Here is a 13,954-nt window from a genome sequence, read left to right on the forward strand (position 1 = left end):
TCGAACTTCAGCCTTCTCTCGTACCCGTGTACGTACGTGCCCCGCTGCTCCCACCCAACCTAATTGATCAGGGTGAATCGGGCCTTTCGGTGTCCACACGAACGAGGGACGAGAGGGGGTGCGCGCGGCACCACGAGAAGGGGCCGGACACCTTCCCCGGTGCCCGGCCCGTCCCGTCGGTCGGTCAGATCTCGCCCCGCAGTTTCGCGAGCGCCTCGGCGAGGATCGCCTCGCCGTCCGCGTCGCTGCGCCGCTCCCTGACGTAGGCCAGGTGCGTCTTGTACGGCTCCGTACGCGGCGGGTCCGGCGGGTTGTCCCGGTCCTGCCCGGCCGGGAAGCCGCAGCGCGGACAGTCCCAGGTCTCCGGCACCTGCGCGTCGGAGGCGAAGCTCGGCTGCGTCTCGTGCCCGTTCGAGCACCAGAAGGAGATGCGCAGGCGCGGCGCGGACTCGCCGCGCTCGGCCTCACCCATCGGCCCCGCCCCGACCCGACTTCCTCGGATCGCGTTGCCACTTGCCACGGTCGTAACTCCCTGCGTGATGGTGCCGCGAAGCGTGTCGGCGTTCGCGCTTCGCCGCGGAGCGCCTCAGTCTACGTAAGGCCCAACGCGCGTCCAGTGATTGGAGTTACATCGCTCCCCAGACGCAAGCCCCATGATAGGCCGCGCTGTTGGGCGCGTACCCGTACATGGGGCTTTACGTGAGCGATATGCGGTTGTGGCGGGCCGACGCGGTCGGCCGGGGCCCGGAAGTCAGTTGTTGATCTTCATCAGGATGCCGAGCACCACGATGCACGCGAACCACAGCAGACCGACCACGATCGTGATCCGGTCCAGGTTCCGCTCGGCGACCGAGGAGCCGCCGACGGAGGACTGCATGCCGCCACCGAACATGTCGGAGAGGCCGCCACCCTTTCCCTTGTGCATCAGCACAAGGAGCATCAGCAGCAGGCTGAAGACGATCAGGGCGATCGAGAACCCCATAACCACGGCTGGACCAACTTCCTCGGACTTATTTGGACGACGGGGCCGAAGCTCGGCGAAGAGCCTCGGCCCCGCAAGGGTACGACGTATGGCGCCTAGCGCCTACTCGCTGATCGTGTCACTGCTCGTGGAAGCGAACGATCTTGACGAACTCGTCCGCGTCCAGCGAGGCGCCGCCGATCAGCGCGCCGTCGATGTCGGGCTTGGCCATGATCTCCGCGACGTTCCCGGACTTCACGGAGCCGCCGTACTGGATGCGGATCTTGTCGGCGACGTCCTGCGAGTACAGCTCGGCGAGCTTGCCGCGGATCGCCGCGCAGACCTCCTGCGCGTCGTCGGCGCCGCACACCTTGCCGGTGCCGATGGCCCACACCGGCTCGTACGCGATGACGATGGTCTCGGCCTGCTCGGCGGGCAGGTCCTTGAGGCCGCCCTCGACCTGGGCGAGCGTGTGGGAGACGTGCTCGCCCGCCTCGCGGACGTCCAGCTCCTCGCCGACGCACAGGATCGGCGTGAGGCCGTGCTTGTACGCGGCCTTCACCTTGGCGTTGACGATCTCGTCGGTCTCGTCGTGGTACTGGCGGCGCTCCGAGTGGCCGATCGCCACGAAGGTGCACTTCAGCTTGGCGAGCATCGGGCCGGAGATCTCACCCGTGTACGCGCCGGAGTCGTGCGCCGACACGTCCTGGGCGCCGTACTTGATCTTGAGCTTGTCGCCGTCGACCAGCGTCTGCACGGAGCGCAGGTCGGTGAACGGCGGCAGGACGGCGACCTCGACGGCGTCGTAGTCCTTGTCCGCGAGAGCGAAGGCGAGCTTCTGGACGTGCGCGATGGCCTCGAGGTGGTTGAGGTTCATCTTCCAGTTGCCCGCCATCAGCGGCGTGCGGCCCTGTACGGGAGCAGTCATGCGGGGTCAGTCCTCCAGTGCGGCGAGACCGGGCAGCGTCTTGCCCTCGAGGTATTCGAGGGAGGCGCCGCCACCGGTCGAGATGTGGCCGAATGCCTTCTCGTCGAAGCCCAGGGTACGGACCGCCGCGGCGGAGTCGCCGCCGCCCACCACGGTGAAGCCCGGAGCGTCGATGAGGGCCTGGGCGACCGCCTTGGTGCCCTCGGCGTAGTCGGGGTGCTCGAAGACGCCCATCGGACCGTTCCAGAAGACGGTCTGCGCGTCGGCGAGCTTCGAGGCGTACAGCTTGCGGGTCTCGGGGCCGATGTCCAGGCCCTCCTGGTCGGCCGGGATGGCGTCCGCGGCGACGGTCGAGGGGTTGGCCGGGGTCTTACCCTTGAGGTCCGGGAACTCGGACGAGACCAGGACGTCCACCGGGAGCACGAGCTCCACGCCGTTCTTCTCGGCGCGCTCCATGTACTCCTTGACGGCCGGGATCTGGTCCTCCTGGAGGAGCGAGATGCCGACCTCGTAGCCCTTGGCCTTGAGGAACGTGTACGCCATGCCGCCGCCGATGAGGAGACGGTCGGCCTTGCCGAGCAGCTGGTCGATGACGGCGAGCTTGTCGGAGACCTTGGCGCCGCCGAGCGCGACCACGTAGGGGCGCTTGACGTCCTCGGTGAGCTTCTTCAGGACGCCGACCTCGGTGGCGATGAGGTAGCCCGCGTAGTGCGGGAGGCGCTTCGGGAGGTCGTAGACGGAGGCGTGCTTGCGGTGCACGGCGCCGAAGCCGTCGCCCACGTACACGTCGGCGAGGTTGGCGAGCTGCTCGGCGAAGTCGCCGCGCTCGGCGTCGTCCTTGCTGGTCTCCCCGGCGTTGAAACGCAGGTTCTCGATGACGGCGACCTGGCCGGGCTCCAGGCCGTCCACGGCCTCGTTCGCGGCGGGGCCGACCGTGTCCTGGGCGAAGGCCACCGGCTTGCCGAGCAGCTCGCCGAGGCGCTCGGCGGCGGGCAGCAGCGAGAACTGCGGGTCCGGGGCGCCCTTCGGACGGCCCAGGTGGGAGGCGACGATCACCTTGGCGCCCGCCTCGGCCAGGGCCTCGACGGTGGGCAGGACGGCGCGGATGCGGCCGTCGTCCGTGATGAGGCCGTCGGCCAGCGGCACGTTGAGGTCGGCGCGGACGAACACCCGCTTCCCGTCGACCCCTTCGGCGAGAAGTTCCTCAATCGTCTTCATGGATGGGCTCCTTGAGAGGGCTGGTCGTGCACGTTCTTTTGTAGCGGCCTTGAAGGCTGAGCCGTGACGGCTGACGTGCGAAGGGTCCGGACGGTCGCGCGGCGTCGCGCGGGTCCGGACCCTTCGCTCACATCTGAGTGCCTTGCTGCTCCAGAACCTTAGAGGTTCAGAGCTGGCCGCCGACGAAGACCGTCAGGTCGACGAGGCGGTTGGAGTAGCCCCACTCGTTGTCGTACCAGCCGAGGATCTTCACCGAGTTGCCCTCCTGGACCATCGTCAGGGAGGAGTCGAAGGTGCAGGAGGCCGGCTCGCCGACGATGTCCGAGGAGACGATCGGGTCCTCGGTGTAGTACAGGATGCCCTTGAGCTCGCCGTCCGCGGCCTTCTTGAACGCGGCGTTGACCTCTTCCTTCGTGGTCTCGCGCTGGAGCTCCACGACCAGGTCGGTGGCCGAGCCGGTCGGGACCGGGACGCGCATCGCGATGCCGTCAAGCTTGCCCTTGAGCTGCGGCAGGACCAGGGCGGTGGCCTTGGCGGCGCCCGTCGTGGTCGGGATGATGTTCTCCGCGGCGGCGCGGGCGCGGCGCAGGTCCTTGTGCGGGAAGTCCAGGATGCGCTGGTCGTTCGTGTACGCGTGGACCGTCGTCATCAGGCCGCGGTTGATGCCGAAGTTCTCGTCGAGCACCTTCGCCATGGGCGCCACGCAGTTGGTGGTGCAGGAGGCGTTGGAGATGACGTGGTGCTTCGCCGGGTCGTACTGGTCCTGGTTGACGCCCATCACGATGGTGATGTCCTCGTCCTTGGCCGGAGCCGAGATGAGGACCTTCTTGGCGCCGCCGGCGATGTGCTTCTCGGCGTCGGCCTTCTTCGTGAAGATGCCGGTGGACTCGACCACGACGTCGACACCCAGCTCGCCCCACGGGATCTGGGCGGGGTCGCGCTCGGACAGCACCTTGATGGTGTGGCCGTCGACCGTGATGGTGTCCTCGGTGTGCGACACGTCGGCCTTGAGGCGGCCCAGGATGGTGTCGTACTTCAGGAGGTGTGCGGTGGTCGCGGTGTCACCCAGGTCGTTGACAGCCACGATCTCGATGTCTGCACCCTGGTCAAGGAGGGCGCGGAAATAATTGCGACCGATGCGGCCAAAGCCGTTGATGCCTACGCGGATCGTCACGAACCGATCTCCTCGTTGGTACGCCGGAGTATCGACGCCGGCGAGATTTATTGGGATGTCCCCGACCGCCTCCGACCCTACCTCCCATAAAGGCTTGGGGTGACATCGAGCGACTCTATGGAGGGCACAGCGGCCCGTACTCGTCAGTAACGTACGGGCCGCCGTGTATTTCGCGGGTAATTCAGACCTCGATCACTCGCTAATTGAGCGCAGGGCCTTTCGGATGAGCGCATTTCGATCCGCTGTCGACGTGACGTGTTCCAGACCGAATCCGAGCAACACCGTGTCCGGGGTGCTGATCGCGCCGTAGGTCGTGAAGAGATCCTTGGCGAGCGCCCAGTCCTTCACGGCCGGCGGGCTGCCCGCGGGCGGCCCGGGAACCTTCCAGACGCCGAGCGACGTCTCGAAGTCCGCCGTCTCGGTGGCCTGTCCGTTGACGACGACCGACGCGTTGTCGGCGCGCACGCCCTCTCCCCCGGTGCCGGGGTCGGTCACGTAGCTCAGGGACACCTCCACGGTCTTGCCGGCGTACGCGCTCAGGTCGTACGTCACGGTCTTCCAGTCGTCCGAGGACCCGGTGAGGCTGTTCCACTGGCCCGAGGTGCCGGTGTTGCCGCAGGCGGCGCCGTCCGGCGTGAGGTAGCGGGTGAGCGCCGGGTGGTCCTGGATGAAGAACCCGGCCTCGCACTCGGTGGGCACCTTGGTCGACGTGTAGCCGTCCCGGTCGGGCAGCGTCGTCCAGTCCTCGGCCCCGGTGGTGTGCGCCTCCAGGAGGACGTGGTCGTAGCCGGGCTCGGTGTCCCACAGGAGCTGCATCCGCAGGGCCGGGGCCTGCGCCGCGGTGACCTGCGTGAGGTCGATCGTGCGGGTCAGACGCTTGTACGCGTCGTCGGTGTGCACCGCGGCGGCCATGCCCGCGCCCTCGTACTGGCCCGCGCCCGCGCTGGTGAACTGCGGCAGCGTCGCCGAGGTCGCCTCGTACAGGCCCGCCGCGTTCAGCGGGTTGCCGGGGGCGTCGCCGAGGGCCGCGGCGATCCCGTCGAGGGCGCCGGAGCCGTCGAAGCGGCTGGCGACCGGGGAGGCCGTGCGCGAGTAGGCGCCGAGGTAGTACTGGCTGAAGTCGTTCGTGGTGGTGTCGCCGATGTCGACGGAGCCGCCCGCCTTCTCGCCGGCCTCGACGAGCTTGCCGCCCTCGTTCAGGTAGTCGCGCAGGGCGAGCTGCGTGGCGAGGGCGGGACGGTCGGCGCCGGTGTAGTGGACGACGGCCTTGAAGTGGCCGAGGACCGCGAGCGGGTCGGGAGCGCCCTGCTTGGCGACGTTCCAGACGACCGGGGAGCGGCCGGCGGCCTTGAGGGCGTTCACGTAGGCACTCGACTGCACACCGGCGGAGTCGTTCTCCGCGACGACGAGCGTGTCGCCCTTGTCGCGGGCGGCGACGGTGTACGTGAAGTGCTCGCTGCTGGTGCGCTTTCCGGATTTCGTCCGCCCCGTGAACCACACCTCGACCTTGTCGCCCACATCGGCGTCCTCGATCTTCGCTCTATACGCGTCGAAGTGCAGATTGTCGTCGCCGCCGTAGGTCTCGCCGCCCTTCCAGGCGCGCAATTCCTCGTCGTGCGTACGACCGCCATTGACGCGGTAGTTCAACTCCTTGTCCTTGACGGACTTCCGGGCGGTCACGGCGACTTCCTGGTCGGCGCCGCGCGCGTACGAAGTCGTGAACTTCGCCGGGGTGAAGTCGGGTGCCTCCAGGCCGACCGAGGACGAGGGCTGGTCGGGGTGGATCGCCGTCTCGGCGACCGACATCGCGAACGGGATGTTCTTCGCGAACTCGGCCTGGATCAGCTTCTCGTCGTCCGGGAACGTGAACACCGAGGCGCAGTCGCCGGGGTTCCAGGCGTCGTTGGGGTCGACGTTCGACGCGGTCTGGCAGGTGCTCATCTCAGGGGTGAACATCGAGATGCCGTTGACGTTGCCCGCGTGCCCGTCGGCCTCGCCGTTCGTCGTGTAGAGCTCCGAGGAGACCTGCGGGTGGTAGCCGGGGATCGCGGAGTTCTCCGGGGTGCCGGCGAGCGCCTTGTAGAGGACGTCGTCCGGGGTCGGCGTGGCGACCTGCCAGCCCACTCCGTAGAGCAGCAGTTCGGCGGCCGAGTGATAGTTGATGGCGTAGTCGAAGCCGACGCGCTTCTCGAAGGCGTCGAGGGCCTTGGTCTCCGGCTCGGAATTCGGGCCCGGGCCGCGGTACGTCTGGTTGGCGGGGTCGGGCGACGAACCCTCGTCGTCGTAGCCCCACTTGTAGGCGAAGTTGCGGTTGAGGTCGACGCCGTCGCCCGTGGTGATCTTGCCGTCGCCGTTGTTGTCGCGCAGGTTCTTGCGCCACTGGCGGTTGGCGGCGGCCTTGAACGTCCAGTCGTAGCCGTCGGGGTTGGCGGAGAGGACGAACCACATCTCCGTGGAGTCGACGAGCTTCTTGACCCGGGTGTCCTTGGAGTAGTTGTCCAGGTAGTGGTGCATGAGGCGGCGGGTCATCTCGGGGGTGATCCACTCGCGCGCGTGCTGGTTCGACATGTAGAGCACGGACGGCTTCGCGCCGTCCTTGACCTTCTTCGCGTTCTTGCTGAGCTTGAGCGCGAGGATGTCCTGGCCCTGGAGCGTCTTGCCGATGGAGACGACCTTGGTGAGGTCGGGGTGCTCCTGGCCGGTGCGCAGGATCTCCTCCTGGAGTCCCCCCGCGCCGCTGTACGGGCGGAAGACGCCGTCGCCCGCGGCCTTCACGCGGGCCGCCGCCGCGCTGCTCAGCTTGTGCTCGGTGAGCTCGACGCCCTTCTTGCGCAGACCGTCGGCCTGCTTGTCGGTGAGGTAGACCTCGACCTTCGCGGTGCCCTTGTCCGGCGCCTGAGTGCTCAACTCATGAGCGTCCTGGCCCGCCTTGAGGAGCAGGGGTATCTGCTCCTTCGACACCTCGGCGCGGAACACCTTGACGGCGTCCGCGCCGGGTCTGTCTCCCGCCGGTCCTTCGTCCGCGTGGGCCACGGGCGCCAGTGCGGCGCCTCCCACCCCCAGGACGAGCGCGCCGACGGCGAGGATCGATCTCGCTCTTCGCCCCGCTCCCCGTTCCCCTCTTCGTCCCACACTTCGTCGCATGAGCCCCCCTTGCAGTTGTCTGCCACGGTTGTGGCGCGATGCCGCAGAAGCGAACAAGCGCCAGAATCATGACCGTTCATGGTCAAGTCAAGGGGGCCTCAACGACCGTTCACAGACAGGGAAAAGCCGGTGGCGGCGCCCCTGGTCGGGCACCGCCACCGGCTTGACGAAAAGAGGGTCCCGCGGGTCAGCCCGCCAGGTTCTCCGCGAGGTTGTCCGCCATCTCCTCGGTCATGTCCTCCGTGATGTTGGACTCCGTGCCGGGGATGCCGAGGTCCTGGGCCCGCTTGTCGGCCATGGCCAGCAGACGGCGGATACGGCCCGCGACCGCGTCCTTGGTCAGCGGCGGGTCGGCGAGCGCGCCCAGCTCCTCCAGGGAGGCCTGCTTGTGCTCCATGCGCAGCCGCCCGGCCGCGGCGAGGTGCTCCGGCACGTCGTCCGCGAGGATCTCCAGGGCGCGCTGGACCCGGGCGCCCGCCGCCACGGCCGCGCGGGCCGAGCGGCGCAGGTTCGCGTCGTCGAAGTTCGCCAGGCGGTTCGCCGTGGCGCGCACCTCGCGGCGCATCCGGCGCTCCTCCCAGGCGAGCACCGATTCGTGTGCGCCCATCCGGGTGAGCAGGGCGCCGATCGCGTCGCCGTCACGCACCACCACGCGGTCCACGCCGCGCACCTCACGGGCCTTGCCCGCGATCTGCAGCCTGCGGGCCGCGCCGACCAGCGCGAGGGCCGCCTCCGGGCCCGGGCACGTCACCTCGAGCGAGCTGGAGCGCCCCGGCTCGGTCAGCGAACCGTGCGCAAGGAACGCGCCGCGCCAGGCCGCCTCGGCGTCGCAGGTGGCCCCCGAGACCACCTGCGGCGGCAGGCCCCTGATCGGGCGGCCGCGGCCGTCCACCAGGCCCGTCTGCCGGGCCAGCTGATCGCCGCCCGCCACCACTCGTACGACGAAACGCGAGCCGCGGCGCAGCCCGCCGGGCGCCATCACGATCAGCTCCGAGCTGTGCCCGAAGATCTCGAGAATGTCCCGCTTGAGCCGCCTCGCGGCCATCGCCGTGTCCAGCTCCGCCTCGATCACGATGCGGCCGCTCACCAGGTGAAGGCCGCCCGCGAACCGCAGAATGGCCGATACCTCGGCCTTCCTGCAGCAGGTCCGGGTGACGGGAAGCCGGGAGATCTCGTCCTTCACCGCTGCCGTCATCGCCATGGGCCGATCCTTCCATGCATCCGAAAAATACGGTCGTACGCGGCGGCCAACAGCTCCGGATCATGTCTCGGAGTCCCGTCGGGCCTGGCCACCGGCGCCAGCTCGACCGCGGCGCCGAAACGCTCACGCGCGGTTTCGGTCAGGGACTCGCGATCGGGCACGGCGGCCTCGTCGGCCAGCACCACGTCCAGGGCGAGTTTAGGGGCGTGTCGTCCCAAAACTTCCAAATGACGCTGCGGTGAGAAGCCCTCAGTTTCTCCGGGTTGCGGAGCGAGGTTCAGCGAGAGGACCCGGCGGGCCTTCGTCTCGACCAGCGCGTCCAGCAGTTCCGGCACCAGGAGGTGCGGGATCACGGACGAGAACCAGGAACCGGGGCCGAGCACCACCCAGTCCGCGTCGAGCACCGCGGCGACCGCCTCGGGCACGGCCGGCGGGTCGTGCGGCACGACGTGCACGGACTGGACCTCGCCGCGGGTGAGCGCGACCGTGGCCTGCCCGCGCACCGTCCCGATGTCCTCCGGACGGTCCGGGTCGTGCCCCTTGACCTGCGCCTGGAGCTCCAGCGGGACGGCCGACATGGGCAGCACGCGGCCCTGCGCGCCGAGCAGCTTGCCGACGAGGTCGAGCGCCTGCACATGGTCGCCGAGCTGCTCCCACAGGGCGACGATCAGCAGATTGCCGACCGCGTGCTCGTGCAGCTCGCCCTGCGACTGGAAGCGGTGCTGGATGACGCGGGCCCAGGTCTGGCCCCAGTCGTCGTCCCCGCACAGGGCCGCGAGCGCCTTGCGCAGGTCGCCGGGCGGCAGCACGCCCAGCTCGTCCCGCAGACGGCCGCTGGAGCCGCCGTCGTCGGCCACCGTGACGACGGCGGTCAGATTGTTCGTGATGCGGCGCAGCGCGGCCAGGGACGCCGACAGGCCCATGCCGCCGCCGAGGGCGACGACCTTGGGCGTGGCGCCCTTGCCCGGCTTCACCGGTGAGGTCCTGCGGCGGATCCTGCTCGTGAGCCGCAGCGTGCGTCCCGTCATTCCCGTCCCATGTCGCGGTGGACGACCACGGTCTCGACGCCCTGCGCGGCGAGGCGGGCGGCGAGCTTCTCGGACGTCGCGACGGAGCGGTGCTTGCCGCCCGTGCAGCCGACGGCGATCGTCACGTAGCGCTTGCCCTCGCGGCGGTAGCCGGCGGCGATCAGCTGGAGCAGCTCGGTGTAGCGGTCGAGGAACTCCTTGGCGCTGGGCTGCGAGAAGACGTAGTTCGACACCTCCTCGTTCAGGCCCGTGAAGGGGCGCAGCTCGGGGACCCAGTGCGGGTTCGGCAGGAAGCGCATGTCGACCACGAGGTCGGCGTCGACCGGCAGGCCGTACTTGAAGCCGAACGACATGACCGTGGCCCGCAGCTCGGGCTCCTCCTCGCCGGCGAACTGGGCGTCCATCTTGGCGCGCAGCTCGTGCACGTTCAGGCTGGAGGTGTCGATGACGAGGTCGGCGTCGCCGCGCAGCTCGCGCAGGAGCTCGCGCTCGGCCGCGATGCCGTCGACGATGCGGCCGTCGCCCTGCAGGGGGTGCGGGCGGCGCACCGACTCGAAGCGGCGCACGAGGGCCTCGTCGGAGGACTCGAGGAAGACGATGCGCCGCGTGACGTTCTTGGCCTCCAGGTCGGCGAGGGACTGCCGGAGGTTGTCGAAGAAGCGCCGTCCCCGGACGTCGACGACGACCGCGATCCGCGCCACGTTGCCCTGCGAGCGGGCGCCGAGCTCCACCATGGTGGGGATCAGCGCGGGCGGCAGGTTGTCGACGACGAACCAGCCGAGGTCCTCCAGGCACTTCGCGGCCGTGGAGCGGCCCGCGCCCGACATCCCGGAGATGATCACCAGCTCGGGGATGGCGGCGTCCGGTACGCCCGGAGCCTCGACGGCCTTGGCGGCGCCCGCGTCGGCCGCGGCGCCCGTACTCGTACTCGTACCCGTCTCTGAACCTGAACCTGATCCGGTGCCCGTGCTCACTTCTGCTCCGTGCTGTGGTTGCGGCTGTTCGTGTGCTGCGGGGCCCCGTGGGGTGCCGCCGGTGTCGCTGCTCTCGTGCTCGCTCATGGCTCCTGCCCCCGTCGTTCCTCCGGGGCGCCCGCGCTGACGGGGTCCCCGCCGGTCGGCACGTCCGTCGTCCCGGCCGTTTCGTCTTCGTCTTCAATGATCTCTCCGGTGGCCGTGTTCACCGCGGGAGCGGCGGGCGCGGCCTGCGCGAAGGCCGCCACGATGGCCTCGGCGGTCTTCCGGCCTATCCCGGGGACCTCGCAGATCTGGTCGATGGTGGCGGCCCGCAGCCGCTTCACCGACCCGAAGTGCTTGAGCAGAGCCTGCTTGCGCGAGTCGCCCAGGCCCGGCACCTCGTCCAGCGGGCCCGCCCGGAAGCGCTTGGCCCGCTTGGTGCGCTGGTAGGTGATCGCGAAGCGGTGTGCCTCGTCGCGCACGCGCTGGAGCAGGTAGAGGCCCTCGCTGGTGCGGGGCAGCACCACGGGGTCCTCCTCGTCGGGCACCCAGACCTCTTCGAGGCGCTTGGCGAGGCCGCACACCGCGATGTCGTCGATGCCCAGCTCGTCCAGGGCCCGCTTGGCCGCCGCGACCTGCGGCTGCCCGCCGTCGACCACGACGAGCTGCGGCGGGTAGGCGAACTTCTTGGGGCGGCCGTCGTCCTCCGTGAGGCGCGACTCGACGACCTCCTCGTCCACCGCCTCGGCGGCCTCGGCCGACGCCGGCTCCTCGTCCGACCAGTCGCGCGACTTCTCCTGGGCGGCGAGGTAGCGCTTGAAGCGGCGGGTGATGACCTCGTGCATGGACCGGACGTCGTCCTGGCCCTCGAAGCCCTTGATCTCGAAACGGCGGTACTCGCTCTTGCGTGCGAGGCCGTCCTCGAACACGACCATGGACGCCACGACGTCGTCGCCCTGGAGGTGCGAGATGTCGTAGCACTCGATGCGCAGCGGAGCGCTGTCCAGGTCGAGGGCCCCCGCGATCTCCTCCAGCGCGCGCGAGCGCGTGGTGAGGTCGGAGGCGCGCTTCGTCTTGTGCAGGACAAGCGCCTGCTGCGCGTTCCTGTGGACCGTCTCCATGAGCGCCTTCTTGTCGCCGCGCTGCGGGATGCGCAACGACACGTTCGACCCGCGGCGCTCCGTGAGCCAGGCCTGGACGGGCTCCAGAGGGTCGGGCAGCGCGGGGACGAGGACCTCCTTGGGGACGGCGTCCCCGGTCTCCTCGCCGTAGAGCTGCTGGAGCGCGTGCTCGACGAGGTCACCGCTGGTGACCGCCTCGACCTTGTCGGTGACCCAGCCGCGCTGGCCGCGCACGCGTCCGCCGCGCACATGGAAGATCTGGACGGCCGCCTCCAGCTCGTCCTCGGCGAGGGCGACGAGGTCGGCGTCGGTGGCGTCGGTGAGCACGACCGCGCTCTTCTCCATGGCCTTCTTCAGCGCCTCGATGTCGTCGCGCAGGCGGGCCGCCCGCTCGTACTCCATCTCGTCGGCAGCCGACGCCATGTCCTTCTCCAGGCGCCGGATGTACGTGCCGGTGCGCCCCGCCATGAAGTCGCAGAACTCCTCGGCCAGTTCGCGGTGCTCGTCCGGCGTGACGCGGCCGACGCAGGGCGCGGAGCACTTGCCGATGTAGCCGAGCAGGCAGGGGCGGCCGGTGCGCTCCGCGTTCTTGAACACGCCCTTGGAGCACGTGCGCACCGGGAAGACGCGCAGGAGCAGGTCCACGGTGTCGCGGATCGCCCACGCGTGCCCGTACGGGCCGAAGTAGCGCACGCCCTTCTTCTTCTGGCCGCGCATCACCTGGACCCGCGGGAACTCCTCGTTCATCGTCACCGCGAGGTACGGATAGCTCTTGTCGTCGCGGTACTTGACGTTGAACCTGGGGTCGAACTCCTTGATCCAGGAGTACTCCAGCTGCAGAGCCTCGACCTCCGTGGACACCACCGTCCACTCCACGGACGCGGCCGTGGTGACCATGGTGCGGGTGCGGGGGTGCAGATGCGCCAGGTCCTGGAAGTAGTTCGCCAGGCGCTGGCGCAGGCTTTTCGCCTTCCCGACGTAGATCACCCGGCGGTGCTCGTCGCGGAACCTGTACACCCCTGGGGAGTCGGGGATCTGTCCCGGCTTGGGGCGGTAGCTGGAGGGGTCGGCCATGTCAGACACCCTACTGGCGGTGTGTGACAGTTCGGGGTGCCCGGTTTCCCGGCTCGCGTGCCCGGTTCGGGTGAGGCGGGTGCCGTGCGGGGCGCGAGGGCCTAGCGTCGGCGTGTGGTTTTCGCGGCGCCGCGCGCGGTTTCCGCCACCATCCGTCCTGGACCCGCCCGTACGAGAGGAAGCACCGTGATTGTCGTCGCAGGAGAGGCCCTGATCGACCTCGTCCCGCAGGGCGCGCGCGGCGACGCCGGGCTGCCCGACCTCGCGCCGCGCCTCGGCGGCGGTCCCTACAACACGGCGGTGGCGCTGGGCCGCCTCGGCTCGTCCGTCGCGTTCTGCTCGCGGGTGTCGCGGGACGCCTTCGGCGAGGCCCTGCTGGACGGTCTGCGGGCGGCGGGGGTCGACGTGGCGCCGGTGCAGCGGGGTGCGGAACCGACGACGCTCGCCGTGGCCTCGATCGGCGCGGACGGCTCCGCCGGATATTCGTTCTACGTGGAGGGGACGGCGGACCGGCTCTTCGCGGCGCCCGAGGCGCTGCCCGCGGGCACGCGCGCGGTGTCGTTCGGCACCTGCTCGCTGGTCCTGGAGCCGGGCGCCACGGCGTACGAGGAGATGATGCGCTCGGCCGCGGCTCAGGGTGTGTGCACGGCGCTCGACCCGAACATCAGGGCGGGCCTGATCCCGGACGCGGACGCCTACCGGGCGCGCTTCAAGAGCTGGCTCGCCTCGACGACCCTGCTGAAGCTCTCCGAGGACGACGCGGAGTGGCTGGGCGGCACGCCGCGGGAGTGGTTGGCGGCGGGGCCCGCGGCCGTGGTGGTCACGCGCGGCGGGGACGGTCTCACCGCCTTCACGCGGGACGGAGGCGAGCACACGGTGCCGGGCGAGCGGGTCGACGTCGTGGACACGATCGGCGCCGGTGACACGGTCAACGCGGCGCTGCTGCACGGGCTTTCGCGGCTCGACGCGCTCTCCCCCGCGGCGATCGCCGGGCTGGACGGCGACGCCTGGTCCCGGCTGCTGCGGTTCGCCGCGCGGGCGGCGGCGATCACGTGCTCGCGCGCGGGGGCGGAGCCGCCGTACGCGGACGAGCTGGTGGGTCCCGCCTGGTGAGGGTGCGCGGCCATGGCTGAGAGGTGAACGCGCGGC

The 13,954-nt window shown here is 70.0% G+C and carries 11 protein-coding genes; 1 reads left to right on the top strand and 10 read right to left on the bottom strand.

Annotated elements, in window-relative coordinates; genetic code table 11:
* Positions 1 to 184: 184 nt before the first annotated feature.
* The 10 genes from ACTWJ8_RS11655 to uvrC all read right to left on the bottom strand — a co-directional run bounded on the left by ACTWJ8_RS11655 (position 185) and on the right by uvrC (position 12,805).
* Complete coding sequence (locus ACTWJ8_RS11655) at positions 185 to 520, bottom strand: RNA polymerase-binding protein RbpA (protein ID WP_003976875.1); 336 nt, start codon at positions 518 to 520, stop codon at positions 185 to 187.
* Positions 521 to 751: 231 nt separating this feature from the next.
* Positions 752 to 982, bottom strand: a complete 231-nt coding sequence (secG, locus tag ACTWJ8_RS11660) for a preprotein translocase subunit SecG (protein ID WP_306322637.1) — start codon at positions 980 to 982, stop codon at positions 752 to 754.
* Between the two features lie 118 nt (positions 983 to 1,100).
* Positions 1,101 to 1,856 (bottom strand): triose-phosphate isomerase, encoded by a 756-nt coding sequence (gene tpiA, locus ACTWJ8_RS11665; RefSeq protein WP_356388589.1) that lies wholly within the window; start codon positions 1,854 to 1,856, stop codon positions 1,101 to 1,103.
* A gap of 39 nt (positions 1,857 to 1,895) precedes the next feature.
* Positions 1,896 to 3,107: a phosphoglycerate kinase gene (locus tag ACTWJ8_RS11670; RefSeq protein ID WP_356388306.1), complete on the bottom strand. Its 1,212-nt coding sequence runs from the start codon at positions 3,105 to 3,107 to the stop codon at positions 1,896 to 1,898.
* A gap of 166 nt (positions 3,108 to 3,273) precedes the next feature.
* On the bottom strand, positions 3,274 to 4,281 hold the full coding sequence (gene gap, locus ACTWJ8_RS11675; protein WP_356388304.1) for a type I glyceraldehyde-3-phosphate dehydrogenase: 1,008 nt from the start codon (positions 4,279 to 4,281) through the stop codon (positions 3,274 to 3,276).
* Between the two features lie 192 nt (positions 4,282 to 4,473).
* Positions 4,474 to 7,425, bottom strand: a complete 2,952-nt coding sequence (locus ACTWJ8_RS11680; protein WP_443263757.1) for a M14 family zinc carboxypeptidase — start codon at positions 7,423 to 7,425, stop codon at positions 4,474 to 4,476.
* A 187-nt stretch (positions 7,426 to 7,612) separates the two neighbouring features.
* On the bottom strand, positions 7,613 to 8,626 hold the full coding sequence (whiA, locus tag ACTWJ8_RS11685; RefSeq protein ID WP_356388300.1) for a DNA-binding protein WhiA: 1,014 nt from the start codon (positions 8,624 to 8,626) through the stop codon (positions 7,613 to 7,615).
* Complete coding sequence (locus ACTWJ8_RS11690; protein ID WP_356388298.1) at positions 8,617 to 9,654, bottom strand: gluconeogenesis factor YvcK family protein; 1,038 nt, start codon at positions 9,652 to 9,654, stop codon at positions 8,617 to 8,619. Before ACTWJ8_RS11690 ends, whiA begins: the two co-directional genes overlap by 10 nt.
* Positions 9,651 to 10,715, bottom strand: a complete 1,065-nt coding sequence (gene rapZ / locus ACTWJ8_RS11695) for an RNase adapter RapZ (protein ID WP_443263758.1) — start codon at positions 10,713 to 10,715, stop codon at positions 9,651 to 9,653. The genes ACTWJ8_RS11690 and rapZ overlap by 4 nt, the downstream gene beginning before the upstream one ends.
* Entirely contained in the window at positions 10,712 to 12,805 is a 2,094-nt protein-coding gene (uvrC, locus tag ACTWJ8_RS11700) for an excinuclease ABC subunit UvrC (protein WP_443263759.1), read from the bottom strand. Before uvrC ends, rapZ begins: the two co-directional genes overlap by 4 nt.
* Before the next feature lie 186 nt (positions 12,806 to 12,991).
* Here uvrC and ACTWJ8_RS11705 point away from each other — a divergent pair, with 186 nt between their 5' ends.
* The gene (locus ACTWJ8_RS11705; protein ID WP_443263760.1) at positions 12,992 to 13,918 is read left to right on the top strand and encodes a carbohydrate kinase family protein; all 927 of its coding nucleotides are present in this window, start codon (positions 12,992 to 12,994) and stop codon (positions 13,916 to 13,918) included.
* Positions 13,919 to 13,954 lie beyond the last annotated feature (36 nt).

Origin of the sequence: Streptomyces sp. SDT5-1, from assembly GCF_052245995.1 — a bacterium.
In the GTDB taxonomy this organism is placed as follows: domain Bacteria; phylum Actinomycetota; class Actinomycetes; order Streptomycetales; family Streptomycetaceae; genus Streptomyces.

What these genes read in the sequence shown, in the direction of transcription:
- secG (WP_306322637.1), bottom strand. Translation starts at nt 982, where the DNA reads ATGGGGTTCTCGATCGCCCTGATCGTCTTCAGCCTGCTGCTGATGCTC.
- uvrC (WP_443263759.1), bottom strand. Translation starts at nt 12,805, where the DNA reads ATGGCCGACCCCTCCAGCTACCGCCCCAAGCCGGGACAGATCCCCGAC.
- whiA (WP_356388300.1), bottom strand. Translation starts at nt 8,626, where the DNA reads ATGGCGATGACGGCAGCGGTGAAGGACGAGATCTCCCGGCTTCCCGTC.
- tpiA (WP_356388589.1), bottom strand. Translation starts at nt 1,856, where the DNA reads ATGGCGGGCAACTGGAAGATGAACCTCAACCACCTCGAGGCCATCGCG.
- ACTWJ8_RS11670 (WP_356388306.1), bottom strand. Translation starts at nt 3,107, where the DNA reads ATGAAGACGATTGAGGAACTTCTCGCCGAAGGGGTCGACGGGAAGCGG.
- ACTWJ8_RS11690 (WP_356388298.1), bottom strand. Translation starts at nt 9,654, where the DNA reads ATGACGGGACGCACGCTGCGGCTCACGAGCAGGATCCGCCGCAGGACC.
- rapZ (WP_443263758.1), bottom strand. Translation starts at nt 10,715, where the DNA reads ATGAGCGAGCACGAGAGCAGCGACACCGGCGGCACCCCACGGGGCCCC.
- ACTWJ8_RS11680 (WP_443263757.1), bottom strand. Translation starts at nt 7,425, where the DNA reads ATGCGACGAAGTGTGGGACGAAGAGGGGAACGGGGAGCGGGGCGAAGA.